17 protein-coding genes and 2 CRISPR repeat arrays are annotated in these 24,600 nt (G+C 64.8%); of the genes, 10 read left to right on the top strand and 7 right to left on the bottom strand.

Features of this window, described 5'->3' with window-relative positions; genetic code table 11:
* Positions 1 to 220 precede the first annotated feature (220 nt).
* On the bottom strand, positions 221 to 955 hold the full coding sequence (locus tag AB0H50_RS02770; protein WP_357445685.1) for an alpha/beta hydrolase: 735 nt from the start codon (positions 953 to 955) through the stop codon (positions 221 to 223).
* 273 nt (positions 956 to 1,228) lie between these two features.
* On the bottom strand, positions 1,229 to 1,780 hold the full coding sequence (locus AB0H50_RS02765; RefSeq protein WP_357445682.1) for a dihydrofolate reductase family protein: 552 nt from the start codon (positions 1,778 to 1,780) through the stop codon (positions 1,229 to 1,231).
* A gap of 856 nt (positions 1,781 to 2,636) precedes the next feature.
* Positions 2,637 to 4,634: direct repeats of the CRISPR family, unit length 37 nt; unit sequence GCAGCGCCGGACCTCCGGGTCCGGCGAGAATCTCAAC.
* A 209-nt stretch (positions 4,635 to 4,843) separates the two neighbouring features.
* Here AB0H50_RS02765 and cas3 point away from each other — a divergent pair.
* Positions 4,844 to 7,123 carry a CRISPR-associated helicase Cas3' gene (cas3, locus tag AB0H50_RS02760; protein WP_357445677.1) on the top strand — a complete coding sequence of 760 codons (2,280 nt, stop codon included), beginning with the start codon at positions 4,844 to 4,846 and terminating at the stop codon, positions 7,121 to 7,123.
* A gap of 168 nt (positions 7,124 to 7,291) precedes the next feature.
* On the opposite strand, the gene AB0H50_RS02755 is transcribed toward cas3, so the two are convergent.
* Positions 7,292 to 7,639, bottom strand: coding sequence for a helix-turn-helix domain-containing protein (locus AB0H50_RS02755; protein ID WP_357445674.1), 348 nt, complete (start codon positions 7,637 to 7,639; stop codon positions 7,292 to 7,294).
* A 534-nt stretch (positions 7,640 to 8,173) separates the two neighbouring features.
* Between AB0H50_RS02755 and cas5c the strand changes: the two genes are divergently transcribed.
* Genes cas5c through cas2 form a run of 6 tightly spaced genes read left to right on the top strand, consistent with a single transcriptional unit; the run spans position 8,174 to position 13,535 of the window.
* The gene (gene cas5c / locus AB0H50_RS02750) at positions 8,174 to 8,797 is read left to right on the top strand and encodes a type I-C CRISPR-associated protein Cas5c (protein WP_357445671.1); all 624 of its coding nucleotides are present in this window, start codon (positions 8,174 to 8,176) and stop codon (positions 8,795 to 8,797) included.
* Entirely contained in the window at positions 8,798 to 10,669 is a 1,872-nt protein-coding gene (locus AB0H50_RS02745) for a type I-C CRISPR-associated protein Cas8c/Csd1 (protein ID WP_357445668.1), read from the top strand. It begins immediately after the preceding gene.
* A gap of 29 nt (positions 10,670 to 10,698) precedes the next feature.
* Positions 10,699 to 11,595 carry a type I-C CRISPR-associated protein Cas7/Csd2 gene (gene cas7c / locus AB0H50_RS02740; protein ID WP_357445665.1) on the top strand — a complete coding sequence of 299 codons (897 nt, stop codon included), beginning with the start codon at positions 10,699 to 10,701 and terminating at the stop codon, positions 11,593 to 11,595.
* On the top strand, positions 11,546 to 12,232 hold the full coding sequence (cas4, locus tag AB0H50_RS02735) for a CRISPR-associated protein Cas4 (protein WP_357445662.1): 687 nt from the start codon (positions 11,546 to 11,548) through the stop codon (positions 12,230 to 12,232). The genes cas7c and cas4 overlap by 50 nt, the downstream gene beginning before the upstream one ends.
* Entirely contained in the window at positions 12,229 to 13,245 is a 1,017-nt protein-coding gene (gene cas1c, locus AB0H50_RS02730; protein WP_357445660.1) for a type I-C CRISPR-associated endonuclease Cas1c, read from the top strand. The genes cas4 and cas1c overlap by 4 nt, the downstream gene beginning before the upstream one ends.
* Complete coding sequence (gene cas2, locus AB0H50_RS02725; RefSeq protein ID WP_357445657.1) at positions 13,245 to 13,535, top strand: CRISPR-associated endonuclease Cas2; 291 nt, start codon at positions 13,245 to 13,247, stop codon at positions 13,533 to 13,535. Before cas1c ends, cas2 begins: the two co-directional genes overlap by 1 nt.
* Positions 13,536 to 13,679: 144 nt before the next feature.
* Positions 13,680 to 17,953: direct repeats of the CRISPR family, unit length 37 nt; unit sequence GCAGCGCCGAGCCTCCGGGCTCGGCGAGAATCTCAAC.
* A 12-nt stretch (positions 17,954 to 17,965) separates the two neighbouring features.
* Here the strand turns inward: cas2 and AB0H50_RS02720 are convergent.
* Positions 17,966 to 19,027, bottom strand: a complete 1,062-nt coding sequence (locus tag AB0H50_RS02720) for a site-specific integrase (RefSeq protein WP_357445654.1) — start codon at positions 19,025 to 19,027, stop codon at positions 17,966 to 17,968.
* The gene (locus AB0H50_RS02715; RefSeq protein ID WP_357445651.1) at positions 19,024 to 19,524 is read right to left on the bottom strand and encodes a hypothetical protein; all 501 of its coding nucleotides are present in this window, start codon (positions 19,522 to 19,524) and stop codon (positions 19,024 to 19,026) included. Before AB0H50_RS02715 ends, AB0H50_RS02720 begins: the two co-directional genes overlap by 4 nt.
* 579 nt (positions 19,525 to 20,103) lie before the next feature.
* Here AB0H50_RS02715 and AB0H50_RS02710 point away from each other — a divergent pair.
* Entirely contained in the window at positions 20,104 to 20,355 is a 252-nt protein-coding gene (locus AB0H50_RS02710; protein ID WP_357445648.1) for a hypothetical protein, read from the top strand.
* A 298-nt stretch (positions 20,356 to 20,653) separates the two neighbouring features.
* On the opposite strand, the gene AB0H50_RS02705 is transcribed toward AB0H50_RS02710, so the two are convergent.
* Entirely contained in the window at positions 20,654 to 21,010 is a 357-nt protein-coding gene (locus tag AB0H50_RS02705; RefSeq protein ID WP_357445645.1) for a helix-turn-helix transcriptional regulator, read from the bottom strand.
* On the opposite strand from AB0H50_RS02705, the gene AB0H50_RS02700 reads away from it, so the two are divergent.
* Positions 21,009 to 22,325 (top strand): recombinase family protein, encoded by a 1,317-nt coding sequence (locus AB0H50_RS02700; protein ID WP_357445642.1) that lies wholly within the window; start codon positions 21,009 to 21,011, stop codon positions 22,323 to 22,325. The two genes, AB0H50_RS02705 and AB0H50_RS02700, sit on opposite strands and share 2 nt — an antisense overlap.
* Before the next feature lie 97 nt (positions 22,326 to 22,422).
* Complete coding sequence (locus AB0H50_RS02695; RefSeq protein WP_357445639.1) at positions 22,423 to 22,713, top strand: hypothetical protein; 291 nt, start codon at positions 22,423 to 22,425, stop codon at positions 22,711 to 22,713.
* A 429-nt stretch (positions 22,714 to 23,142) separates the two neighbouring features.
* Here the strand turns inward: AB0H50_RS02695 and AB0H50_RS02690 are convergent, their stop codons facing one another.
* The gene (locus AB0H50_RS02690) at positions 23,143 to 23,991 is read right to left on the bottom strand and encodes a helix-turn-helix domain-containing protein (RefSeq protein WP_357445636.1); all 849 of its coding nucleotides are present in this window, start codon (positions 23,989 to 23,991) and stop codon (positions 23,143 to 23,145) included.
* Positions 23,992 to 24,600 lie beyond the last annotated feature (609 nt).

Here is a 24,600-nt window from a genome sequence, read left to right as displayed (position 1 = left end):
AACCCTTTGGTATGACATGGAATCGGACTGCGGTGTGATATCGGATGCCTGAGAAGCGCCGCCCCGACCGGCCGGTACCGCCGATGGCCGGTACCGCCGCGATCGGGGCGGTTGTGCATCTGCCGGCTACCGCTCATCGAGAAGGGCCGGGACCTGTCGTCGATGAGCGGCGTCCTGGCCGGCAGTTCCTATCGTCTGCTGCCGGCCTGACGGGCCGGCCTCACTTCAGGTGCCGGGTGAAGAACCGGTTTGCCTCCTCCCCCGCGAACTGCGGGACGCCGGTGTGCCCGCCCATATTGGCGTGCAACGTCTTCTCCTTGGAGCCGAAGGCGTCGAACAGGTTCAGGGCCATCTGCCGGTCGTTTCCTTCGTCGTCCCATTGCAGCAGGACATGCAGTGGAATGGTGACCTGCCGGGCCTCCTCGAACATGGCGCGCGGCACGAAACTACCAGCGAACAGAACGGCGGCCGCGATGCGCGGCTCGACCACCGCCAGCCGGGTGCCGATGGAGATCACCCCGCCCGAATATCCGACCGGGCCGCCGATCTCGGGCAGCGCGAGGAGGGCGTCCAGGGTGGCCTGCCATTCCGGGACCGCCTTGTCGACCAGTGGGAGGATGAGCCGGTCGATGATGTCGTCGGTGACCCGTTCGCCAGCGGCCAGCGCCCGGCGCAGGTCGGTGAGGGCCTGATCGCCGGCGGCCGAACGGGGCCGGTCACCGCTCCAGGGGAGCTCGATGGTGGCCACGGCGTAGCCCTCCGCCACGGCGTGCCGGGCCCTGGCCAGCAGTCGCGGGTACACCTTGCGCAGCCCGAGGGGAGGGGGGCTGACCAGGATCAGCGGTACCGGCCCGGATGCGGATCCTGGCGTCCACAGGATGCCGGGGATCTCGCCGAGGGTGAATTCGCGCTCGAGGATGTCGTCGTCGAGGCGCTGTTCGGTAATGAATTGCACGGTCGTGCCTTTCGGGAGTGCTGTTGAACGGCGCTCCCGGACGACCTATCGCCCGACCGTGACCCAGGAGGGGAGCACCCATGTAGATACTGCGTTCACGGGTACCACCTCCTCGTTCTCTGGCACGGCTTGCGGAAGGCTAACAGTGGTCGCCGTGGTCTGCCAACGGGTTTGCGAAGGCTCCGGAGCCGATGCCACTCGCTTACTGTCCTGACAAAATGATCAACGTGGCGCCCCTGTCCGGTAGCGGGAGCTGCTGCGGTTGAACGGACCTCAGTCGGCGAGATAGCGCAGCATCACCGCGGTGTTGAAGTGCCTCGTCTCGGCCAATCGGAGCTGGATGCGCTTGTCCAGCAATGGGAAGAGCGGTGTGCCGCCGCCGAGCACCACGGGCAAGACGAACAGCTGGTACTCGTCGATGAGCCCGTGTGGCATCAGCGAGGCCGCGAGGCTCGCGCCACCGACCTCCATGACGCCATCGCCTCCAGCCTTGAGCCTGCGGACCTCCTCGACCGCGTTCTCGCTGATCAGCGTGCTGTTCCAGTGGACCTCGGTGAGCGTCCGGGAGAAGACGACCTTCGGCTTCTCCATCCAGAGCCTGCTGAACTCACGCTCGATACGCGGCGCGTCCTCGGGCACTTGCGGCCAGTACTCGGCCATCAGCTCGTACAAGCGACGGCCGTGTAGCGAGACCTCGATCTCGCGGTAGCGGTCGTTGTGGAACTGGTGCAGCTCCTCGTCCGGATTGGTCCAGTCGATGCTGCCGTCGCGGTCGTTGATATAGCCGTCCAGGGACACGCTGAATCCGTAGATCAGTTTCCTCATGACCGGGTAGACCTCCTACTCGCTCGAAACTCATCGGCGTTCATCGGACATTAGAGGCAGGCTTAAGGCTCTGGCGCCGCCGCGAAGGCAGACACGCTCAGCGATCTGTGTGGCCGACGTCGACAGCCGCCCTGGGGATCCCGGCGTGGCAAGGGCTCGGGCACCTCCTGTGCAATGCCTGAGGCTCGCTCGGCAAGGCAGGCGTTTCGTCCGGTTCGGGGCGAAGTCTCGGCTACTGGAACCGGTTGTGGAAAGGCCCCTTACGCAACGGCATTCGGGCCTCTCTGTGGCCCGGAACACGTCCTAGCTGCATGGTTGCGGCGGTCCGTAGGCCAGGTGGAAGCAAGTCGCCGCAGAGGGAACGCAATATTGCGTTTTCTGTTGTGTTCTTGCATCTGTAAGAGTCCACGGCGCGCTGCACGGTTGCAACGCGAATGTGTTCATGCCGAGTGAGATTACACCTCCATCCAATTCCGGGTTGACTGCGCGGTCCGCCCACCTCGCCTCCATGTCACACGTCGATAGGCCCAAGGAATCCTGTTCCGGCGTACGATCAGCCGAGATGTTCCTACTACCAACAAATTTCGACGGTAGACGCCAGGCTGAGTCGACAACCTGCATGGACTTCAGCGAAGGTGTGAAGGTAGTCAGCGGAGTCGCCTCGAACCCTTGGAGTGCACGGGCTGTTCGGTTGGTGATGCGACGGTCGCCCTTGTTGGGTTCTGAGTTCGGAACGTGGGGTGCAACGGAAATCCCACGAGGGTTCCGAAGTGGCGACATGGGAGGATCGCATCAATGAGTTGTCGTTCACGCCTCGGTGTAATGCCTGGCAGAGCGAAACTGCAGCTCATCCAGGGCAGCGCCGGACCCTCCGGGTCCGGCGAGAATCTCATCTCCTATGGGTCCGTACGCGTATGCGCGTAGTCGTGCAGCGCCGGACCCTCCGGGTCCGGCGAGAATCTCAATTCGTGCTGGGCTGTGTGCTGGGCGCCGTTCGGCATGCAGCGCCGGACCCTCCGGGTCCGGCGAGAATCTCAACTGTTCGGGGCCGCCTGCATCGGAATTGGCTTCGCCGCTGGCAGCGCCGGACCCTCCGGGTCCGGCGAGAATCTCAACACCGGCTCGTCGTCGGTGGACTTGGTCACCCACCGGCAGCGCCGGACCTCCGGGTCCGGCGAGAATCTCAACCGCTTTTCGGGGACTGCGAGTTTGATAACTCCCAAGCAGCGCCGGACCTCCGGGTCCGGCGAGAATCTCAACTTCCATCGGTACTGCGTCGTCTGGCCGAGCATGCAGCAGCGCCGGACCTCCGGGTCCGGCGAGAATCTCAACCGACTCAACGAATCGCAGTCCCAGAGCTGGGACGCAGGGCAGCGCCGGACCTCCGGGTCCGGCGAGAATCTCAACGCGGACCATCAGCGCGGCGGAGTCTTGGCCGTTGGGGGCGGCGCCGGACCTCCGGGTCCGGCGAGAATCTCAACCATCGTGGCCGCGACGAGGCGCTGAGCGGCCCGGGCAGCGCCGGACCTCCGGGTCCGGCGAGAATCTCAACCGCGAAGTTGTGGCCCGATCACGTCGACCGCGACGGCAGCGCCGGACCTCCGGGTCCGGCGAGAATCTCAACACCCAACGCGCCCGAGTCGCAGGCCAATCGGTCGAGCAGCGCCGGACCTCCGGGTCCGGCGAGAATCTCAACGTCGATCATGAGCACGTGGTGCGGGTCGCCCGGCGAGCAGCGCCGGACCTCCGGGTCCGGCGAGAATCTCAACAACGTGCCGTTGGCGAGGTTGAGGGTGTCGGCCTGCAGCGCCGGACCTCCGGGTCCGGCGAGAATCTCAACGGGATCTCGGTCATGTCCACGTTCGACGCGCACACGCAGCGCCGGACCTCCGGGTCCGGCGAGAATCTCAACGGGACCCTCCGACGTCTCTTCGGTGCCGTCAGTGGCAGCGCCGGACCTCCGGGTCCGGCGAGAATCTCAACACCGCCGAGGCGTCGAAGGTGCTGGTAGCCAATGCCGCAGCGCCGGACCTCCGGGTCCGGCGAGAATCTCAACATCACCGACGGTCAGGAAATCGAATGGCTCCCGATGCAGCGCCGGACCTCCGGGTCCGGCGAGAATCTCAACACCACGATCCATCCGTGGATCCGTGACCAGCGAAGGCAGCGCCGGACCTCCGGGTCCGGCGAGAATCTCAACCCCAGCTCGGTCGAGGTCGCGAAGTCGGCCATCAGGCAGCGCCGGACCTCCGGGTCCGGCGAGAATCTCAACGCCTCCTACGAGGATCTGCACCTCGACATCTGGGGGCAGCGCTGGATCTCCGGGTCCGGCGAGAATCTCAATGGGATCTGGCGCGGCGGACAGGGTTTGCGGATCGGGGCAGCGCCGGACCTCCGGGTCCGGCGAGAATCTCAACAACTCGTCGGCTTCAGCACTGTACGAGTCAGCAACAGCAGCGCCGGACCTCCGGGTCCGGCGAGAATCTCAACTTTCATGCGCCCGACCCGAGTAGCGTGGCCGCAGTCGCAGCGCCGGACCTCCGGGTCCGGCGAGAATCTCAACAACGGCAGGGCCTACCTCTCTGCTGGGTTGAGGAAAGCAGCGCCGGACCTCCGGGTCCGGCGAGAATCTCAACAACCAGGCGTTTACCTACCGGCGGGCGCAGATTGCAGCGCCGGACCTCCGGGTCCGGCGAGAATCTCAACACCGCGTTCGCGGACGCCGTGCAGAAGGGCTACGACAAGGCAGCGCCGGACCTCCGGGTTCGGCGAGAATCTCAACGGGGCCAAGATGGGCGTCGTGGCCCGCACCGTCAAGCAGCGCCGGACCTCCGGGTCCGGCGAGAGCCTGACTCAGGAGCTCGGGGCGCAGAGGTTAAGCGGTAGTAGGACTCGGGAGGTCTGGGTCCGCCGAAAACCTCAATGCCAGGTCGGTTGGTTGACCTATGCTCCCTTGTTCACGTGGTACCGAGCCTTCAGCACTGTTGTTGTTTCTGATGTCGTCTGCTTGCGGTGTTTGTACCCGTTGCTGGAAGGTTGTCCGCGTGTCTGTAATAGGTTGGCGTGGTGAGTCTTTGGGCGCATAGTCGTAGTGAGATATCGGGTGTTCGGCATGGTTTGGCGGAGCATTGCCGGTCGACTGCGGTTTGGGCTGCTCGTTTTGCGGGTTCGTTCGGCGCTGGTGAGCTGGCGTATGCGTTGGGGTTGTTTCATGATGCGGGGAAGGCGTCGTGCGCGTGGCAGGACCGGTTGGCGGTTGTCGATGGTACGCAAGAGCGTGTCGGGGTGCCGCACAAGGAGTTCGGTGCTCGGTTGCTAGCTCCCGTCGCTGGATCAGCTGCGCTGGCGGTGTCGGGTCACCATGGTGGTTTGACCAACCCTTCGCATTTCCGGGATCTGTTGCGTCGGCCGCGTGAATCAGCGGATGCGGCGACAGGGGAGCGGTTTTGGCGTGAGGTGCCGGAGGCGACGGCGGTGCTGGCGGGTAGGAGTTTGCTGGGCGCGGACTGGCAGGGTGATGACGCGTTGGTGCGGGAGATGCGAGTGCGGATGTTGTTCTCCGCGCTCGTTGACGCCGATCATCTGGATACCGCTGCGCATCGTGCTGGGCTTGCTGGCCCGCGGGTCGCTGCACCGGCTGACATGGACGGGTTGGCCGCACTTTTCGAAGCTCGCCGGCAAGAGCAGGTTGGTGGGAAGGCCAGTGAGATAGGGGCTCTGAGGGAGCAGGTGTATCGGGCGGCGGTCGCTGCTGCGGGGCGTGAGCCGGGCATTTTCAGGCTCGCTGCTCCGACAGGGTTGGGAAAGACGTTCGCTCAGGCTGGTTTTGGGCTGCATCATGCTCGGTTGCATGACAAGTCTCGGGTTGTCATTGCGGTGCCGTTCATCACGATCACCGAGCAGAACGCCGCAGTGTATCGGCAGATGCTCGACACCGACGAGCAGTCGGTGGTTTTGGAGCATCATTCGGGGGTTCGTTTTCGCGAGCACGGTGAAGGAGGGCCGGATTCGCGAGATCGGTGGGCACGGCTTGCCGCGGAGAACTGGGATGCTCCGTTCGTTGTGACGACGACGGTCCAGCTGTTCGAGTCGCTGTTCGGGCGAAAGCCGAGTCAGGTGCGCAAGTTGCATCGACTGGCGAATGCGGTGTTGATCTTGGATGAGGTTCAGGCGCTACCGACTCGCCTGTTGTTGCCGATCCTGGACGGTTTGCGCATTCTGGCCGAGCAGTTCAACACGACTGTCTTACTGACTTCGGCGACGCAGCCGGACTTCGAAGCGCTGTCGGTGTGGAACACGCCTGGCAGAGCGGGGACCACGCTGGATATTCGGAAAGTCGTCAGCGAGCCTCAGCCGTTGTTCGACAGGGCACGTCGAGTCCGATATCAGTGGCGTCTCGATCCACAACCGACCTGGGAGACTGTGGCCGAGGAGGTCGGTGGTCTCGTCCAGGCGCTGGTCGTGGTCAATTCGATCGCCGATGCGCGGCGGCTGTACCGGTTGCTGGCGGATCGGCGTGAGGATGTGTGGCATCTGTCCACGATGATGTGCCCGCAGCACCGGCGCGCGGCGCTCGAGTGCATTACTGCACGATTGCGGACCGGGCAGCCGACCGTTGTCGTGTCCACACCTCTGATCGAAGCTGGTGTCGACTTGAGCTTCCCGGTGGTTTGGCGGGCGATCGCGCCTGCGGATTCGCTGCAGCAGGCCGGTGGTCGTGCCAACCGCGGCGGGGAGTACCCCGAGGGCGGGTTGGTGGTGATCTTCGACCCGGTCGATGGACGAGCACCAGCTGACTATGCGACTCCGAGCGCGCTGGCCGTCTCCTGCTTCGGGCCTGCCGGTCCGGACTTGGACGACCAGGATGCCCTCGCGAGCTATTACCGGCAGCTGTATGACCGGCTGGGACTGGACAACCAGACGCTGAATCGGTCGAAAGAACCTGTCGGGCAGACGATTCAAAAGAACCGCGCGAAGATGGACTACCTCGCTGTCGCCGACGGCCCCGAGACAGGCAACGGGCAGCGCGACCCGAAGCGAGCATTCCGCATGATCACCGACGACACGATGCCGGTCGTTGTCGTCGACGACCAGCACCAGGCAAAGATCGAAAGCCGATTGGGGGAGCTCGCCGCAGGAACCGTCGCCGCAGGGCTGGCCCTGCGGGAACTGCAGCCATGGATCGTCCAATTGCGTCGCTCTACCGCCACGCGACCGGAAATCGCCGCGCTGATCGACAATGTCGTCGGTGATCTGGGCCGGTGGAAAGGCCCCTACGATTGGGATCCCTCGACCTTCCGCGGTATCGGGATGGAAACGACGATCGCGGAAACGGTTTTCTGATCCTTCGTCGTTTGCTTCAGCGGGATGATCGCGGCATCCTTACCGAGCAGCGTCCGGTCCTGGCGGAAGCTGGAGGCCTGACGAGAATCTCAATATCTATACCAGTGGGCTAGTGCAGAGTCGGGCAACATCTCGAGGTGTTGCCCGATTGCTCTACTGGATCGAGTCTTATGTCGGGCCTGGGGCTGCGCCGCCGCCGGAGGGCCAACAGTTGGGCTCATACTCGATGGCGCTCGAGTTTATGAGCCAGGGAAAACCATTGCAGCACGCACCGCATCTCCGCCCCTTGCGGTGCGCCGGTACCTCGTCGCGGTGCCGGACTGCTGCGCAAGTGTCGACGCCGGAAAGGCCTGCCCTCAGGCGGCCGTGGCCGAGAGGGGGCGTGGCTGCGACCCAGCGCCGTAGTGTCGTCTCCGAGACGGGTAGCGCTCGCGCCAGTTGCCTGATCGAAACCTCGCCGCTGTCGACGAGCAGGAGCACACATTCACGGAACTCACGCGGATATGCCGACGGCATCCGAACCTCCCTTACCGAGCTTCATCTAAACCAGAGTCTTCGGCTAGCGAGTGTACCGCCGAGCTTGCCGTCGTAGACCGCGAGTTCATGCGCGAAAGCTGTTGAACAACAGAGAATTCCGTCCAGTACGTGATGCGCGCTCAGCATGAAGGGTGTGCCTGGAGGTGTGCCGATTTGGTCGGTCCGATAGGTCCGATCAGGCACGTCCTCGTATACGGCCACAGGACGTTCGTGCGTGAAGCATGGCCCGGAAAGCGTCGACGGTCTTCTCATGCATGCTCGGGCGCCCAGCCGCGAGCAGTCGATCGACCGTTGATGGGACCAGTGCAGGCGTCGCAGCATCGCTGCTGCGCAACGTCTCGGAAGCCCGCGAACGTCGGCGTGGTGAACCGTCCGTCACCATCGGAACTTTCGTGAGAAACGATCGTTTCGGCGGTACTTGTCGGTGGGGTCGGGCATCATGCTTCGCGTCGTCTCGTGGTTCTGGTTGAGGCGCAGGGGTGTTCGGTCTGATTCGATTAGGAGGGGTGTCTGGTGCCGGTGGTGGTTCAGATCAGGGGATCGGGGGCGTGTTTCACGCAACCGGGTCTATCGGCGGAGCGGGTGACCTATCCGGTGATGACGCCGACGGCGGCGGTGGGTGCGTTGAAGGCGGTGTATTGGAAGCCGGAGTTCGAGTACCGGATCGAGCGCATCGAAGTGCTACGGCCGATCCGTCAGTTCACGCTGCGTCGTAACGAGACCACCGATGTTGTGTCGTTGGCAGAGGCGGTGACAGGTCGGCGCCAGGTGGACACTGTCGCGCATCGTGCGCAGCGTAATGCGCTGTGTCTGAAGGATGTCGAGTATCGGGTGTTGGCGCATATCGAGCTGTATCCTCACGCGGACAAGCCGGAAGCTGCCTATCGTGACCAGTTCCGCCGTCGTGTAGCCAAGGGGCAGTGCTTCAGCCAGCCGTATCTGGGGACCCGGGAATTCCCAGGGTATTTCGGTGAAGCCGACGATCGCACACCGATCGGCTTGTCGGCCGATCTCGGGCTGATGCTGCACAGCATCGACTATTCGATTACTCCACGACGGTCGCGCTGGTTCCGGGCCAGGCTCGAAGGCGGGGTTCTTCAGGTGCCGCGCCATGGTATCGCCGACGGGGAGGCGTGAATGCTGTTGGAGCGTCTGGCGGCCTATGCCGACGATCACCGCGGCGAAGTGGCGGCGTTTCATCGCGACCGGGAATTCCGCTGGAGCCTGGACATCACGACCGACGGCGGCATCGGTGTGCGGAAGGTGTCGCTGCTGGAGGTTCGGGATGGTGAGAGGCCCTTGCGTGGTGTGGTGCACACCGTTCCTGCCTCGACGCGGACGGTCGGTGTCTCGGCGAACCTGGCGGCCGATGATGCCCAGTACGTGCTGGGGCGGGGTGATGAGAAGTCCAACCCTGCTCGGGTAGCGCAGTGTCACGAGGCGTATGTCGATCTGATCCATGCGTGGGCGGATTCCGTCACGCCGCAGGAAGATCGGATTCCTCACGTGCTCACCGCGTTCTACCGCGGCGGTGGATGCGGAAAGTTACCCGAGTCCGAGGGGCTGCAAGCCAAGGACGGCGTGCTGACCACCGTCGATGGGAAGCTGGCGCACCGTAGTTCGACTGCGGCGCAATTCTGGCGTGACCGGGTGGCCTCGACGAAAGGTAGCGGGCGCAGCGGAATCTGCCTGGTGTGTCACACTGTGCGACCGCTGGCGAACACGATTCCCGGCAAGGTACCTGCGTCGCTGGTTCCAGGTGCGAGCAACGACGCGGCCCTGGTCAGCATCAACGAACGAAGCTTCGGCTATGACCTGACCACCCAGCTGACCCACACACCGATCTGCATGAGTTGTGCAGACGATGTGATGGTGGGTCTGACTGGGGTGTTGTCCTCGGACCACACCAAGGCCTATAGCGGGCAGGACACCCGGCTGGCGTGGTGGACCATGGAAACCGGCGCCTCCGATTACATGTCTTTGGTATTCCAACCTGACCCCGACGACGTGGGTGAGCTGTTCCGGTCGGTCCATTCGGGTAAGCCGCCAGCGCCTGAACGGTTGGCTGGACGGTTCTGCTGGCTAGCGGTCGGCGGGCAGGTCGCCAGGATCATGGTCCGTGAATGGGTGGATATGCCGTTGGCCGCCGAAGATCCTGACATCGTCAACCACGACGCGAACGTCGCTGCGTGGTTCAGCGACCACGAAATCGTTCCTCGGCGCAGCGCACCTGTGACGCTTCCCGACGGTACACAGATTCCGGCAGGCCGACGATGGCACAGCGTGACGGCGATGGCAGCCAGCCTCGGCCGCTGGGATCCGGATCTGGTCAAGAACAGATATCTGCCCTTCGTGGGCAAGAACTCCAAGTCGGCCGGTCCTAACCCGGATCGGCCCGACAGCGCACTACGCCACATGCTCGACGTCGCCGTACTCAACCGCCCGGTCCCGGTGGCCTTGCGGGTTCACCTGCTCCATCGCATCTGCAGCGACGGACACGTCGATGACGTGCGCGCCGCATTGATCCGTCTCAGCGCCACCCGCAGCCCTGACCGAAGGAGAACCATGCCCGTACCGATGGGACTGGACGAATCCTGCACCGACCCCGCCTATGTCGCCGGACGACTGTTCGCGGTGCTTGAGCAGATGCAGCGCGCCGCACACCAGCCGCCGAAACAACAAGCGGGCCACGCCGGACCGGCCGGAGGCGAGACTGCGCGTGCATCGCTGAATTCGACGTTCGGGGACAAGTACTTCCGCAGCGCGGTTGTGAGCCCACGACCTGCGCTGATTCAGGGGCATCGGATGTCATCGGCATGGCTGAGCAAGATCCGCCGCCGCGACGGAGATGGACGGGCGCACTGGCACAAACAGCGCGTGGAAAAGCTGTGCCAGATCCTGAGCATGCCGATCGGATGCCCATTGCGTAACGGACTGCGTCAGCAGGAGTGGTTCGTCCTGGGCTACTACCACCAGCTCGGCGGCAACAGTAACGAATCCAGCAACTAACTGCTCCTATTGACCAAGAAGGACCTGTGATGACTACCGCTGCTCATCTGAATTCCGCTGTGCGCCACGACATGGTGTTCCTGTTCGACGTCACCGACGGCAACCCCAACGGCGACCCCGATGCCGGGAACCAGCCACGCATGGACATCGAATCCGGGCACGGGCTGGTGACCGATGTCGCGTTGAAACGAAAGATCCGTGACACCCTCGCGTTGGCGGCCGCGGGCAACCCGCGGTACGGGATCTTCGTCGAAGCCGGTCACGCCCTCAACACCCGTCTGGCCGAGTCCTATACCGCCAACGGGTTGAAGTTGAAGGGCAAACTCACCAAGGAGGAGGCGCAGACGGCACGGACATGGCTGTGTGAACGCTACGCCGACATCCGGTTGTTCGGCGCGGTCCTGTCCACCGGCGACACCAACGCCCTCGGAAGCATCCGCGGCCCACTGCAGTTCGGCTTGGCCCGCTCGATCGACCCGATTCTGCCGGCGACGCACGCCATCACCCGGGTCACCCAAACCCGTAAGGACGACATCGACCGCGGCGAGTCCACCGAGATGGGCTCCAAATGGACCGTGCCTTACGGCCTCTACCGGGTCGAGGTCAGCTACTCCGCTGCCCGCGGTATTCAGACCGGCGTCGACACCAAGGACTTCGAACTGCTGTACCAGGTGATGGAGATGATGTTCGACCACGACGCCTCCGCCGCGCGCGGTCGCATGACCGCCCGCGGTCTGTACGTCTTCAGCCACGACAACACCTTCGGTAACGCCCCCGCCCAGAAACTCGTGCAACGCGTCCACGTCGCGTCTGCGCACGACCGAAGCGAGGTCGAGGGCAGCCCACGACGGTTCAGCGATTACACCGTGAGCGTCGATGTCGACGATCTTCCCGCAGGAATCACCTATCACCAGGTGTTCGCCTGAGATGTGCGTCGAGTCCGCGGCCGAGGACCGGTGGAGCGTGCCGATCTCGGCACTGGAGCATCACGCCTACTGTCCTCGGCAAGCGGTACTGATCTGGCAGGAATCGTATTTCGAATCCAACCTCGACACCGTTCGCGGAGACTTGGCGCACGAAGCCGTCGACCGAGGCGGCGTGCTGACCGGACGCAAGGGCGCCCGGATCTGGCGGTCGCTGCCAGTGCACAGCACGCACCTGGGGATCCATGGAATCTGTGACACCGTGCACTGGACTGCCCAGGGCCCGGTACCTGTCGAACACAAGTCGGGCAGCTACCGGCCGGGCGGCCCCGCCGATCTGCAAGTGGCAGCACAAGTGTTGTGCCTGCGGGAGATGTTCAACGAAAACGTGCCCCACGGAGAGGTATTCGCAGGCCGAGACCGAAAACATCACCTTGTGGTCGTCGATGACGAGTTCGAACAGGCCGTACGGTCCGCGGTCGAGGACTTACGTCGAGGCATTCTCGGCAGCGCTGTGCCCATGCCGGTCAATGATCGACGCTGCGTTCGTTGTTCACTGCGGCCCGGCTGCATTCCAGAAACTCGCCCTCAGCGCGCTGTCGATCTGTTCGCACCGCGAGCCCTGGGAGACTGTCTATGAGCGAAGTCTTGAAAACCCTGTACGTCACCACCCCGGGCACCAGCCTCCACCTCGACGGCGACGCACTTCGGGTGTATCATCCCGACCGCCCGGGACGCCACCTCCTACCACTGGTCAGGCTCGATGAGATCGTCGCGTTCAACGGCGTGACCGTCACCGACGACCTCATGCACCGGTGTGCAGCCGACGGACGGGGCCTGACGTGGCTGACGCGCAACGGCAGATTCCTCGCTCGGGTGTCCGGGCCCGTCAGCGGAAACCCGCACCTGCGCATCGCACAAGTCCGCGCTCACGAAAATCCGACCGCATGCCTGGAATTGGCCAAAGCGATGGTGGCCGGCAAGCTGCACAACTATCGCCAACTTCTCCTGCGCAGCGCCCGCGACCTTTCCGGGCAACGCCTCACCACCGTGCGTGAGATCGCAGACCGCCACGCAACGGCATTGACCTTGCTCCGCGACGCTGACACGCTGGATGTAACCCGTGGCATCGAAGGCAGGGCAGCGCGCGACTATTTCCAATCCCTACCGGCCCTGGCACCTTCCGCCCAACCCGGTCGGGCTCGGCGCCCACCCACCGACCCGCTGAACTGCCTGCTGTCCTTCGGATACGGCATGCTGCGCACGGCGGTCCACGGCGCACTCGAACACGTTGGGCTGGACCCCTATATCGGGTACCTGCACGGCATCCGTCCCGCCAAACCGGCACTGGCCCTGGACATGATGGAAGAGCTACGACCGTTGCTGGTCGACCGGCTCGTCCTCACCCTCGTCAACCGAGGACAAATCAAATCGACCCACACCGAAACTCTGCCGGGCGGACAAGTCCAGCTCACCGACACCGGCCGGAAGTACTTCCTCGAACAATGGTCGCTCGCGCGTGAACGCACCTGGCGCCACTGCTATCTCGACCGCGAAATCACCGCCGCTGCAATACCTCTCGTACAGGCCCGGCTACTCGCACGGCACCTCCGTGGCGACACCGACAGCTACATTCCCTGGACGGTGTCCTGATGGAACTGCTGATCACCTACGACGTCGAAACCACCACCCCCGAAGGCGCCGCCCGGCTGCGTAAGGTTGCCCGAATATGCGAGGGCTACGGCCACCGAGTGCAGAAATCAGTCTTCGAAGTCACATGTACACCCACTACACGACTTCGGCTCGAAGCTGCGCTCGACGCCGCTATCGACCGCATCCGCGATAGCATTCGCATCTATCAACTCGATCAAGGAACTTTCGCCAACGCCCGCCACCGCGGTGCGTCAGTGAACCCTCCACACGATGGACCCCTGGTCCTGTAGTCAGTGTCGAGTCGCTTCGGAACCCTAGGTGCGACCGAATTCCCTGGAGGGTTCCGCAGTACCGACCTGGGCGAACAGACACCCGACAACGCCGCTTCACACACCAAAACTGGAGCCTGTGAACAACACTGCAGGTCATCCAGGGCAGCGCCGAGCCTCCGGGCTCGGCGAGAATCTCAACTGACCGGCGGCGATGGCTTTGCCCGCCGCGCGGACTGCAGCGCCGAGCCTCCGGGCTCGGCGAGAATCTCAACTGCCCGGCCTGCGTCGCGATCGACGGACGCGACCCCGCGCAGCGCCGAGCCTCCGGGCTCGGCGAGAATCTCAACCATGCCGGGCGCGGCAAGCCCTCGAATCCGGTGGAGCAGCGCCGAGCCTCCGGGCTCGGCGAGAATCTCAACTTGTACGGCGCCGCAGCCAGCTTGCCGATGGTCGCGCAGCGCCGAGCCTCCGGGCTCGGCGAGAATCTCAACTTGTAATCTGTGGTCGCAATGTTCTGACCTGCAATGCAGCGCCGAGCCTCCGGGCTCGGCGAGAATCTCAACCGTCGCTTCCCGCGTACTCGCGCTTTGTGGCTCTCGCGGCAGCGCCGAGCCTCCGGGCTCGGCGAGAATCTCAACTCCCCGATCACCTACGATCCGGCCGCGACCTGCCCGTTGGCAGCGCCGAGCCTCCGGGCTCGGCGAGAATCTCAACCAGCAGCAGCAGGCCCGCGTACTTGCCCACGCGGATGCAGCGCCGAGCCTCCGGGCTCGGCGAGAATCTCAACCGCGAGGCGCTGCGCCGAGACCGCATGATCCGGCGGCAGCGCCGAGCCTCCGGGCTCGGCGAGAATCTCAACCGGTTGCAAATCGTGTGGGCACGTGTCCAGCGAACCGGGCAGCGCCGAGCCTCCGGGCTCGGCGAGAATCTCAACAGGTGGTCGCGGCGCTCGGGAACGTCGTGGCGATGCAGGCAGCGCCGAGCCTCCGGGCTCGGCGAGAATCTCAACGCAGAGATGCGCGGGCGGTTGGATGCTGCGGCAGCGGCAGCGCCGAGCCTCCGGGCTCGGCGAGAATCTCAACACGCTCTGCTTGGATGCGGCGGCCGATTCGAAATTCGCAGCGCCGAGCCTCCGGGCTCGGCGAGAATCTCAACGCACCCACCGGGTTGGGGCTCATCCGCCCCCGGATGAGCAGCGCCGAGCCTCCGGGCTCGGCGAGAATCTCAACACCTACCGCCTCGGTCCCGATCCCGATGCCTGAGCATGCAGCGCCGAGCCTCCGGGCTCGGCGAGAATCTCAACACTACCGCTGCGAGGACACCTATCCAGAACTCGCCGACGCAGCGCCGAGCCTCCGGGCTCGGCGAGAATCTCAACGGCCGCCGCGACCCACAACCGCCGGCGGTCGCGCAGCGCCGAGCCTCCGGGCTCGGCGAGAATCTCAACGACCGGGCGACCGCGTTCCAGCGCAAACGCGACCGCAGCGCCGAGCCTCCGGGCTCGGCGAGAATCTCAACTCGAGGCCGGTGTCCACTTTGCCGTCCGCGACGATGCAGCGCCGAGCCTCCGGGCTCGGCGAGAATCTCAACGACCCTGGCCCGGTTCCGTCGTTCATCCTTCCCGAGCAGCGCCGAGCCTCCGGGCTCGGCGAGAATCTCAACCCCCGTGTCGTCGGACAGGCCACGGGCGCGCTTCTCCGCAGCGCCGAGCCTCCGGGCTCGGCGAGAATCTCAACGGCCCCGTGAACCGAATCCGCTCAAGGATCTGGACAGCAGCGCCGAGCCTCCGGGCTCGGCGAGAATCTCAACTGTTCGCGGGTCTCGTTGGTCAGCGCGTAGCCGAGGCAGCGCCGAGCCTCCGGGCTCGGCGAGAATCTCAACCTGACCGAGGACAAGTCGGAGTACCTGTGCGGCAACTGCAGCGCCGAGCCTCCGGGCTCGGCGAGAATCTCAACGACCGTTTTGCGGAAGAACGAGCGAAGGTTCGGGGGCAGCGCCGAGCCTCCGGGCTCGGCGAGAATCTCAACAGATACGGGCAAGCCGATCAAGCGCGTCCACGACGCAGCGCCGAGCCTCCGGGCTCGGCGAGAATCTCAACTGGCCCTGCCCCTGCGACTTCGAGGTCGAGGTGGTCAGGCAGCGCCGAGCCTCCGGGCTCGGCGAGAATCTCAACTTCGCGGTGGAGAAGATGCCGCTGCGCTGCTTTTCGGGGGCAGCGCCGAGCCTCCGGGCTCGGCGAGAATCTCAACACGCCCCGAGGATCTGGTCCCAGAAGACTTGATCCCGGCAGCGCCGAGCCTCCGGGCTCGGCGAGAATCTCAACGTTCCGCTGGGCCGGTTCTGGTGGGGCCCCTCACCGGCAGCGCCGAGCCTCCGGGCTCGGCGAGAATCTCAACGTCTACACGAACGACTGACCACGAGAACTCCGAGGCAGCGCCGAGCCTCCGGGCTCGGCGAGAATCTCAACGTCTTCGTCCCACCGCACCCGAGTTTCCTCCTCGGTGGCAGCGCCGAGCCTCCGGGCTCGGCGAGAATCTCAACTGTCGGATGCTCGCGACACGTGGCGCGGTGTACACCTGCAGCGCCGAGCCTCCGGGCTCGGCGAGAATCTCAACGGCAAGGTCACCGACGAGCCGAGCACCCCGCCGCGCAGCGCCGAGCCTCCGGGCTCGGCGAGAATCTCAACTCGGTGCCGCGCTCGTTCGGGTCGATGCTCATGCAGCGCCGAGCCTCCGGGCTCGGCGAGAATCTCAACGACCGATGACCGCGGATCAGAGCACGGACAAGGTCAGCAGCGCCGAGCCTCCGGGCTCGGCGAGAATCTCAACTGCTCGCGGGTCTCGGTGGTCAGGCAGTACCCGAGAGCAGCGCCGAGCCTCCGGGCTCGGCGAGAATCTCAACGACCCCACTGCCGCCGCGCCCGGCACTGATCACGGCAGCGCCGAGCCTCCGGGCTCGGCGAGAATCTCAACGTCCACGTGCCAGGCGCGTTCAGCGTCCAGCGCGGGCAGCGCCGAGCCTCCGGGCTCGGCGAGAATCTCAACTGTTTCTGGCAGGAATGGAGCGTGGTAGGCCCCGGCAGCGCCGAGCCTCCGGGCTCGGCGAGAATCTCAACCGCACGATCGGCCCGATCTTCGGGGCCCTGCGCAACGGGCAGGCAGCGCCGAGCCTCCGGGCTCGGCGAGAATCTCAACGACGGCAGCGCCCGCGAGCTGACGACCCGCCTGGAGCAGCGCCGAGCCTCCGGGCTCGGCGAGAATCTCAACGCTCAGGAGCGCGATCGGGAGCGGGCGCAGCTGCACGAGGCAGCGCCGAGCCTCCGGGCTCGGCGAGAATCTCAACTACGACCCTGACGACGATGTGCCCGAGCAATGGCGGCAGCGCCGAGCCTCCGGGCTCGGCGAGAATCTCAACCTTGACGATGGCGAGCATCCGCTTCAGCATGGCGGCAGCGCCGAGCCTCCGGGCTCGGCGAGAATCTCAACGCCCCGAAATCGCGCGCCGCCGCCGAGGTGCGCGGCAGCAGCGCCGAGCCTCCGGGCTCGGCGAGAATCTCAACCAGGTCGATGGAGCGCAGAAAGCCGGGGGCCTGGGCAGCAGCGCCGAGCCTCCGGGCTCGGCGAGAATCTCAACGTGCGCGGTACGTCGGGCGGCGACCGCGTCGAGGCCGCAGCGCCGAGCCTCCGGGCTCGGCGAGAATCTCAACGATGGCCGAGAAGTACGACGCCGCGGTGAAAGCGCAGCGCCGAGCCTCCGGGCTCGGCGAGAATCTCAACGATGGCATGGCCGACAAGGCCGCCCGCTTCGGTCAGCAGCGCCGAGCCTCCGGGCTCGGCGAGAATCTCAACACCGGCGCGAAGGTCAAGCCGCTGGCGACCTTCGGGCAGCGCCGAGCCTCCGGGCTCGGCGAGAATCTCAACATAGTCGCGCAACGAGATTCGGCCCGCGGCCAGGCGGGTGCAGCGCCGAGCCTCCGGGCTCGGCGAGAATCTCAACGACGAGGGGATCGTGATGAGAGCTGCCGCAGTCGCAGCGCCGAGCCTCCGGGCTCGGCGAGAATCTCAACGCCGAGGTGCTCGTCGACCTCGCGCCCCGCCAGGTGCAGCGCCGAGCCTCCGGGCTTGGCGAGAATCTCAACACCTTCGGGACGTCGGGTTAGTCCATGGGCACCCAGTCGGCAGCGCCGAGCCTCGGGGCTCGGCGAGAATCTCAACCTGTGCCGCGCCGCCGATTTCGGGCGCGCCGGGGACGGGCAGCGCCGAGCCCCCGGGCTCGGCGAGAATCTCAACGGCGTCTGGATCGGCCAAGAGGCCGGAGATTCCTGGGCAGCGCCGAGCCTCAGGGCTCGGCGAGAATCTCAACATGACCGGCCCGATCACCCGCACCCACCTCCGCTGCCGCAGCGCCGAGCCTTCGGGATCGGCGCGAATATGGTGTGCGGGTTACGTTTACGTGATCCCCGTCGTTCCCGATGGTGCAATTGGCGGTTGTTGGTCGATGCCGAAGAGGGGGTGGGGCTCGCCGGTGAGTGCCACGAGTGCTTCGACCACCTCCGGTAGTCCGGCCTTGACGTAGATGAGGGTGGATCGGGATCCGGTGCCAGGTCCGGTGTGGCCAGCGTAGGCTCGCGCGACTGCGATGCCGAACTCGCGTTCCACGAAGGTCAGGGTGGTGTGGCGGAACCAGTGCGCGGTGACTTGGAGGGCGGCAGCCCAGGGAAGGTAGGCGCGAAGACGCTGATTGAGCGTGTCGTAGCGGCGGCGGCCCATCGCACGGCCGTTACGGTAGCGGAACACCCGATCGGTTCGGGTTGCGCCGCCTCGATCGTGGACGTGCTGGACGAGATGGCGCATCAAGGTTGGTGATACCGGATGCCATCGGACGGTGCCCCCCTTTTCCCGAAGCCTGACCAAGCAGTGCTCGATGTTCAGGTCAGCTACTCGCAGGCGTAGAGCACCACCTCGGCGGCATGCGGTCTCGATATGGAATCGGACCAGCAGCGCATCGAGTTGGGGGTCGTTGCCTGTGGTGGATGCGATGTGTGCGAGTTGGTTGATCTGTCGGGTGGTGAGGGCGTGGCGGGCGCTCGCCAGTTGACCGGGTTTGCGCACGGCTGCGGCTGGGTTGGCGGAGGGGTGAATGAAGCCGTCACGTTCAGCGTGTCGGTAGAGATGCCGCAGGGCGGAAACGAACATTCGGGCTGCGCCGCGGCCATCCCGTGTGTTGGCGCGAATCGCTGCCTGTTTTCGGTATTGTTCGACCAATGCTTCCATCTCGGCCGGATTCGGTTCATCGAGATGCCTTTCGCTCCACTGCTTTTCGAGGTACTGCCAGTATGTTCCGTAGTTGCGTAGTGTGCTGTCGCTGAGCCTTCCCGAAACGATGGGGATGTAGGTCCGGAACGTCGGCACCGGAGCTGCGGCTTGCGGACTGGTTTGCAGGTCTTCGACGGTCAACCCGAGACGTGCTAGCAGGTGTAGCGCGGTGCTGATGTCCTCCTCGGTGGTCACGGCCTGTGCTCCCAGATTTGGCGACCGTAGCCCCATAGCGCCTCGGCGACTGCTTGCGGTGGATACACAGCGACGACGTCCTGTGCGGGTGCTGCCGCAAGCAGGATTCGTTCGCCGGCAGTAAGGGCACAGCCGTGTCGGATCGCGGCCGGCATATAAAGGAAGCCGCTTGCGTGGATCGAGAACGGTCCCGATCGCGAGCGTCGAATTACCGGAATCCGTCTCTCGACACTGATCGTGAGGCGGTCACTGGATGTCCACGGCATCATGCGGAACAGTGATTTGTTGCCGAGACGGCCGCGGTTGTCCAGAGTTGTTGTGGCGTAGAAGAAATCGCCTATCGGAGATCGGGGCAGTGCTTCAGGGAATTGAAATGGGATAGTGGCGAGCGTCTTAGCTTTTCTTGTCCGGTGATGGAGCAAGCCGTCGAACTCAAGGCGCGACTCTGGATGACAGGGACCGCGCTGGTCGTCGTTGCCAGCAAGTTGGTCAGCCACTGTCTGTCCGGGCTGCTTCGTGGTCGCGGGTGTCTCGGTGTGGAGTTCAGTGCTGGACCTGTTCGAACGGGCTGGTGGCGGCCGGTAGTCGTGGGTCGACGCACGCGGATTGGGCCGTGGTGAAACTGGAGGCACGGGACGTTCACTCTCTGTCCGTCGAGCCTGCCTGTCCCGGGTCCATCAAACCTGAACTTCAGCGTTGGCGCCACCCATTCCGAGACGCGTGCCGCCGAGCCGTGCGGACAGTGCGTCACTGAATCCTTTGTTGATCCGGAGATGAAGGCCGCGCTTGATCTGTTCGGCGCAGACGGGGATCCCGTTTTCGGCGTGGCCGCATTGTCTGGGCTGCTGTATGCGGCAGCTCGGTTTGCCGTCTCTGGCGCAGTCCGGGGTTCACGCCGATCCGCTCGGCCATGCGGGCGGTGAATTTTGCGCGCGGGCAGGGGCTTCCGCGCAGGATCGCCACCGCGCTGATGTCGAGGTTGATGTGTTGTGATGTCTTCGAGTTCCTGCATCCCGACGAACGAACATCTCCTGGTGGTAGTCCTGCAATCCGGGTAAATCCTCACCGCGACTGCGATGCTGCACACCAGCCGGGTCGACGTGCCGGCCCTGGATGCACAGTCGTGGCAGGACGGGCGGGTCGGCGCGCGGTCCGGCTACTACGAGGAGACGATGAATTCGCAGAAGATATGGTTGATCAGCTCCAGCGGCGATCATCACACCGATCTGACCTCGCCTGAGATCGACAGCGTGATGAGGAGGTTCCTGGCCCACTTCGTCAAGCGAAGGCAACGGGGTCGAGCGGGAACCCCGGGTCAGGCGGCTTGAAGCAATGCAGATCACCCATGGCGTTGGCGAGATTCCTCGCACGACATCGACCTCGATGGCGCCACCTTCGACCGCTTACTGGTCGGTGTGCGAGCGCTGCGGATGTGGCTGCAGTCGGATGGTCGACTCGGCGCCGAGCAGCCCACCCTCGCAATGGCATCCGCGCAGTACCGCTATCCAGTGGTTCCGCGATGAACCCGCCCGGCGCCGGTGGATGGAATCCGGCCTCATCAACCGAGGGGCAGCTGACGTTCACCACGGGCGCGCTGCCCGGCGATCTCAGCTTCTCGCGGGCACGCTACTCACTCAGGCGACGAAGGGTGAGATACGCCCTGTAGGGATAGATCGGCTCTTCGGCGGCTGCCTCCAGTCGAGCGAGGGTTGCCAAGTCGGGGTAGAGCTCGCCGCGCACGATCCGGCCGACCGCGTTCGGCGCGATGCCAGCCGCCAGCGACAGAGCGCGATGGGAAAGGCCCCGCCTTGCGCACAGGTCGTCGAGCGTGCGGGCCAGAGTGAGGCTGTAGTGCACGGGTAACGGGGCGTCCGGCTGAGGTACGGCGTCGTGTGGCCACTCGCCCTTGGTGTAGGTCTGCGGAGCCTTGTCGCCGCGCACGCTGCCCTTCCGCCGCATGTCGCCATTCTCGTCAACCCACATGATTCCGGGTCCTCCTCGAATCCGTTCAAGCGCCACCAATGTGATACATATATGTACTGCGGAAGATTTTGTGTCAGCTGACAGTTCAGGAAGGGCTATGACCTTTCAGTTCGGACCGCCCATCGATCTCACCGACCTGCCGAACTTCGCAAAGACGGATGTACGTCCGCGTTGCTCGGTGTTCGTCGGGCGCATATCGACCAAGGACAATCAGAATCCGGCCTCATCGCTGCCGCGGCAGGTGGTCCTTGCCTCCGCGCGACTGGAAGCGGGAGAGGAGTTCGCCGGGTATTACTGGGATGTCGAGTCCGGAATGCTTCCCCCGGAGCTACGCAGCCTCGGGCCGCGGGAGATGTATGAGGCGCTTGGTGTGCCGCTTCCTCGCGACGGTGGACTGCAAGATCTTGTGGACCGTGCTGAGCAGCTGGGCGTCACCCATGTGCTGGCCGAGCGCTCGGACCGTGTGGCACGCGCGATGCTGACCAGCCTCACCGTCGAGCACGAGCTCGGGAAGGTCGGGGTCGAAGTCGTGTACGCGAACGAACCAGTCGGCGGCACCGAATCAGGACGGCTGCGCACCCGCCGCTACAGCCAGGTCGATGCGGAGATCTACCGGACCGTGCTGATGGAAATGTCGATGGGCGGGCAGATCCAGCACGCCATCAACGGCTGGAACCACGGATATCCGCCCTACCCCTACACCACGGTGATCGACGAGACCGCCCCCGCGCCTGCCAGGGGAAGACTCGGCGCGACACGGCCGAAGCGCAAACTCGTTCCCCACCCAGACTCGCGCCGGTTCGACGCCGCCCGGGAGCTGTGCCGCCTGCGACGGGAGGAGCACCTGAAGTCAGCAGAGATCATCGCCATCCTTGCCGCCGAGCCGGACCGGTACCCGATCGAGGGCCGATGGACGCACAACCTGGTAGAGGGCCTGGCCGCGAACCCGAAACTCACCGGCCACCAGGTGTATAACCGGCGGGCAACCCGCACCGGCCGCCCTGGGTGTTCCCGGCAGAATCCGGTTTCGGAGTGGGTGTGGTCGCCGGAAATCGTGCACGAGCCGGTGGTCAGCCTGCAAGAGTGGAAACAAGCCCAAGAAGTCACCACGGCGCTGCGCGCGGGACGGCAGGAGGGCGGCTCGCTGTTGCTGATACACATCGCGGCTCGCCAGCTGGGGCTCACCGTCACCGAAGGCAGCAGCAGTGATACGCACACGCTGTACCGGATCGGTGGACGGAAGGTGGTCTTGCCCTCCCCGATCCCGGACATGGTCGCGCAACAGGTAATCGCCGACATGAAGAATGCGACGTGAGCGAGAGCATCGAGTGTCGGCCTACAGGCGCGACGGGGCCTGGGTGGCACACGTTCCCGAGCACGGGGTGTACGGGTACGGGCGGACGATGAAGGCGGTGGGTGCCAGCATCACCGACGGGCTCGCGCACATCGGCGTGACCGCACAGTTCACCATCATCGCGGTGACACCGGAGCTGGAGAACCTGCGGGCCGTCCAGGACACCTACACGACGGCCCTGCGAGCGGCGGTGACTGTCCTGGCGCTGCGCTCGACAACGCTGGGGGACATCGCCCAGGCAACAGGAGCGCCGACCAAACGAGTAAAGGCGCTCCTTGCCGATCGGTCGGCACCTCGCGCGAACCTCTATCCAGCGTCAATCCCGGGCCGGGCAAACCATCAAAATTGAACTCGTCCAACAGAGTTCCTGGTTGTCGTCCACGGCACGCTCCGGCGGCACCTTGCTGTTCATGGTGGCGGTACCGCGGGCTTGCAGGTCCGTGCCGAGCCCGGCGGCATGCCTGGCGAGGGGCGTGGGGTGCAGACCGGCGGTCGATAGCGTCTCGTTGGGTGCATTGTTCATGTCGCACGAGCCATTTCACGACTCGCCGTGGTTGGCTCTTCGCCTAATCTCTTCCAATTTCGTTTTGCTGGTTGGCAAATCCGAAGTGGTGGTGATTGGGGGGAGATGCACGACCGCGGTGACCGGGCATCGGCGTTGCTTGCTGCTGTTGTGCCATCGGTTCGCTACGGGCTGATGCACTCCGAGTTCGATGGGCACGGTGGTGTGGCGCTCGCGGTGTCGGACTTGGTGTGGCGCTCATGACAGAACAGAAGGCTATCGGCGTGTCGCGCGAGCATGTCGCGAGATAGTTGGGGGGTGGCGCAGCGCAGGCCCGGAATAGGGCTTGCGGATCGCGGTCACGAGCAGCACGTGCTCGGATTGAGTGAGGTTGGAGATGCTGAGGCTGTAGGACGCGGGTTCGCCGGTTGTCGGGTCGAGGAGATGCAGTAGATCGCTGGCGTTGCGGCCGTAGGCGACGCGAATGCTCGCGGTCCAGTAGCGGACGAACTCGGGATTCTGTCCCAGGATCTGCATGAAGTGCCGGGCTTGTTCGGAATCGCGGTAGCGGCCCAGGATGGCTTTGTGAGAGGCGACGGTGTGGGTTGCCTCACTGGACCAGTCGAGGAAGAAGTCTCGGGCTGACGGGCTGAACAGCCACGCCGGGAGCAGCACGGTGTCGCCGAGTCCTGGCGTCGCGGTTCGGAAGGTGCTGTTGCAGGCCAGCATGTTCCACAGCGGGTCGAGATAGGCGGCGAGGACCCCGCGGTCGTCCAGATCGCGCAGATGATCGATCGCGGCTGTGTTCTCGCGCACGCACTGGCGCAGGTAGTCGGTGGGAGGGAGATCTTCGGCGGGAGCGCGCAATTCCCGTAGGTGTCGCGCCATCAAGGGATCGGGGTCGTAGCCCTCGATCATCCTTTCGAGTATGTCCAGCGAGGGTGGGCGAGTGTCCTTCTCGACGTCGGAGAGGTAGGACCGGGAGACGCCGTGGAGAGCGTAGGCCTTGGCGAACGTCAGCTTTCGCTCGCGGCGCAGGAGTCGGCAGGTGCGGCCGAGTGTGGGGATTTTGGCTTGTGGCTGGGGTCTTCTGATCGGTGCTCGGTGTGCGGGATTCTGGCTCATGCCAGGCTTCCCCCCTTCGCGATTTGGCTTCCGTTGCAGGGCTGGTCGATATACGATGAGCGGTTACCCCCGAGGTGATGGTTCGTTCCTACCAGATGGGATAGCGCCCGGCAAGGCAGTTGCCCGCCAAGAAGCCCACACGCGGTAGCTGACTGAGGCGTACCCGGAGATGCGACCCCACTCGTGGACTCCACGGCGCCACAAGGATTCGCCCAGGCGTCAAGTAATCGAACGATCCGCAACTCCTCTGCATGCGACGGGCAGGTGCGTATCTGGCGGAAAATGTCCGATATTTCGGACAGTCGAACCCCTAGCGCTTCAACGGGTTTCGAGGTTTGGATAGAAGAGCAAGTCCGAACCGAGTGAAGGGAAACAGTCTTGGACCCGTACGTGATTCTGGGTTGGGTGAATGCCGGTTTGTCGGTGTTGTCCAACGGCCTCACCTTGGCAGCGCAGGCGCTGACGCTCGTCCTGCCATTCATCTGACCAGCACGCCTGAGATGCGCTCTCCCAGAGGTGATCTCACCTCTGGGGGACCGTAGGCCGACGAAGCGGTCACAACCTCTAGTGACTTAGTTCACCATTTCTCCTTTAGGGTCGAAGGGTTTA

The sequence above is a fragment of the Nocardia sp. NPDC050793 genome, assembly GCF_040654065.1.
Taxonomy (GTDB): Bacteria; Actinomycetota; Actinomycetes; order Mycobacteriales; family Mycobacteriaceae; genus Nocardia.
This window is presented reverse-complemented; position numbering and strand designations above follow the sequence as displayed.

Excerpts from the sequence above, each read along its gene's own strand:
- AB0H50_RS02765 (WP_357445682.1), bottom strand. The coding sequence starts at position 1,780 with ATGAGGAAACTGATCTACGGATTCAGCGTGTCCCTGGACGGCTATATC.
- AB0H50_RS02755 (WP_357445674.1), bottom strand. The coding sequence starts at position 7,639 with ATGCCGTCGGCATATCCGCGTGAGTTCCGTGAATGTGTGCTCCTGCTC.
- AB0H50_RS02745 (WP_357445668.1), top strand. The coding sequence starts at position 8,798 with ATGCTGTTGGAGCGTCTGGCGGCCTATGCCGACGATCACCGCGGCGAA.
- cas7c (WP_357445665.1), top strand. The coding sequence starts at position 10,699 with ATGACTACCGCTGCTCATCTGAATTCCGCTGTGCGCCACGACATGGTG.
- cas4 (WP_357445662.1), top strand. The coding sequence starts at position 11,546 with ATGTCGACGATCTTCCCGCAGGAATCACCTATCACCAGGTGTTCGCCT.
- cas1c (WP_357445660.1), top strand. The coding sequence starts at position 12,229 with ATGAGCGAAGTCTTGAAAACCCTGTACGTCACCACCCCGGGCACCAGC.
- cas2 (WP_357445657.1), top strand. The coding sequence starts at position 13,245 with ATGGAACTGCTGATCACCTACGACGTCGAAACCACCACCCCCGAAGGC.
- AB0H50_RS02710 (WP_357445648.1), top strand. The coding sequence starts at position 20,104 with ATGCTGCACACCAGCCGGGTCGACGTGCCGGCCCTGGATGCACAGTCG.
- AB0H50_RS02700 (WP_357445642.1), top strand. The coding sequence starts at position 21,009 with ATGATTCCGGGTCCTCCTCGAATCCGTTCAAGCGCCACCAATGTGATA.
- AB0H50_RS02705 (WP_357445645.1), bottom strand. The coding sequence starts at position 21,010 with ATGTGGGTTGACGAGAATGGCGACATGCGGCGGAAGGGCAGCGTGCGC.
- AB0H50_RS02690 (WP_357445636.1), bottom strand. The coding sequence starts at position 23,991 with ATGAGCCAGAATCCCGCACACCGAGCACCGATCAGAAGACCCCAGCCA.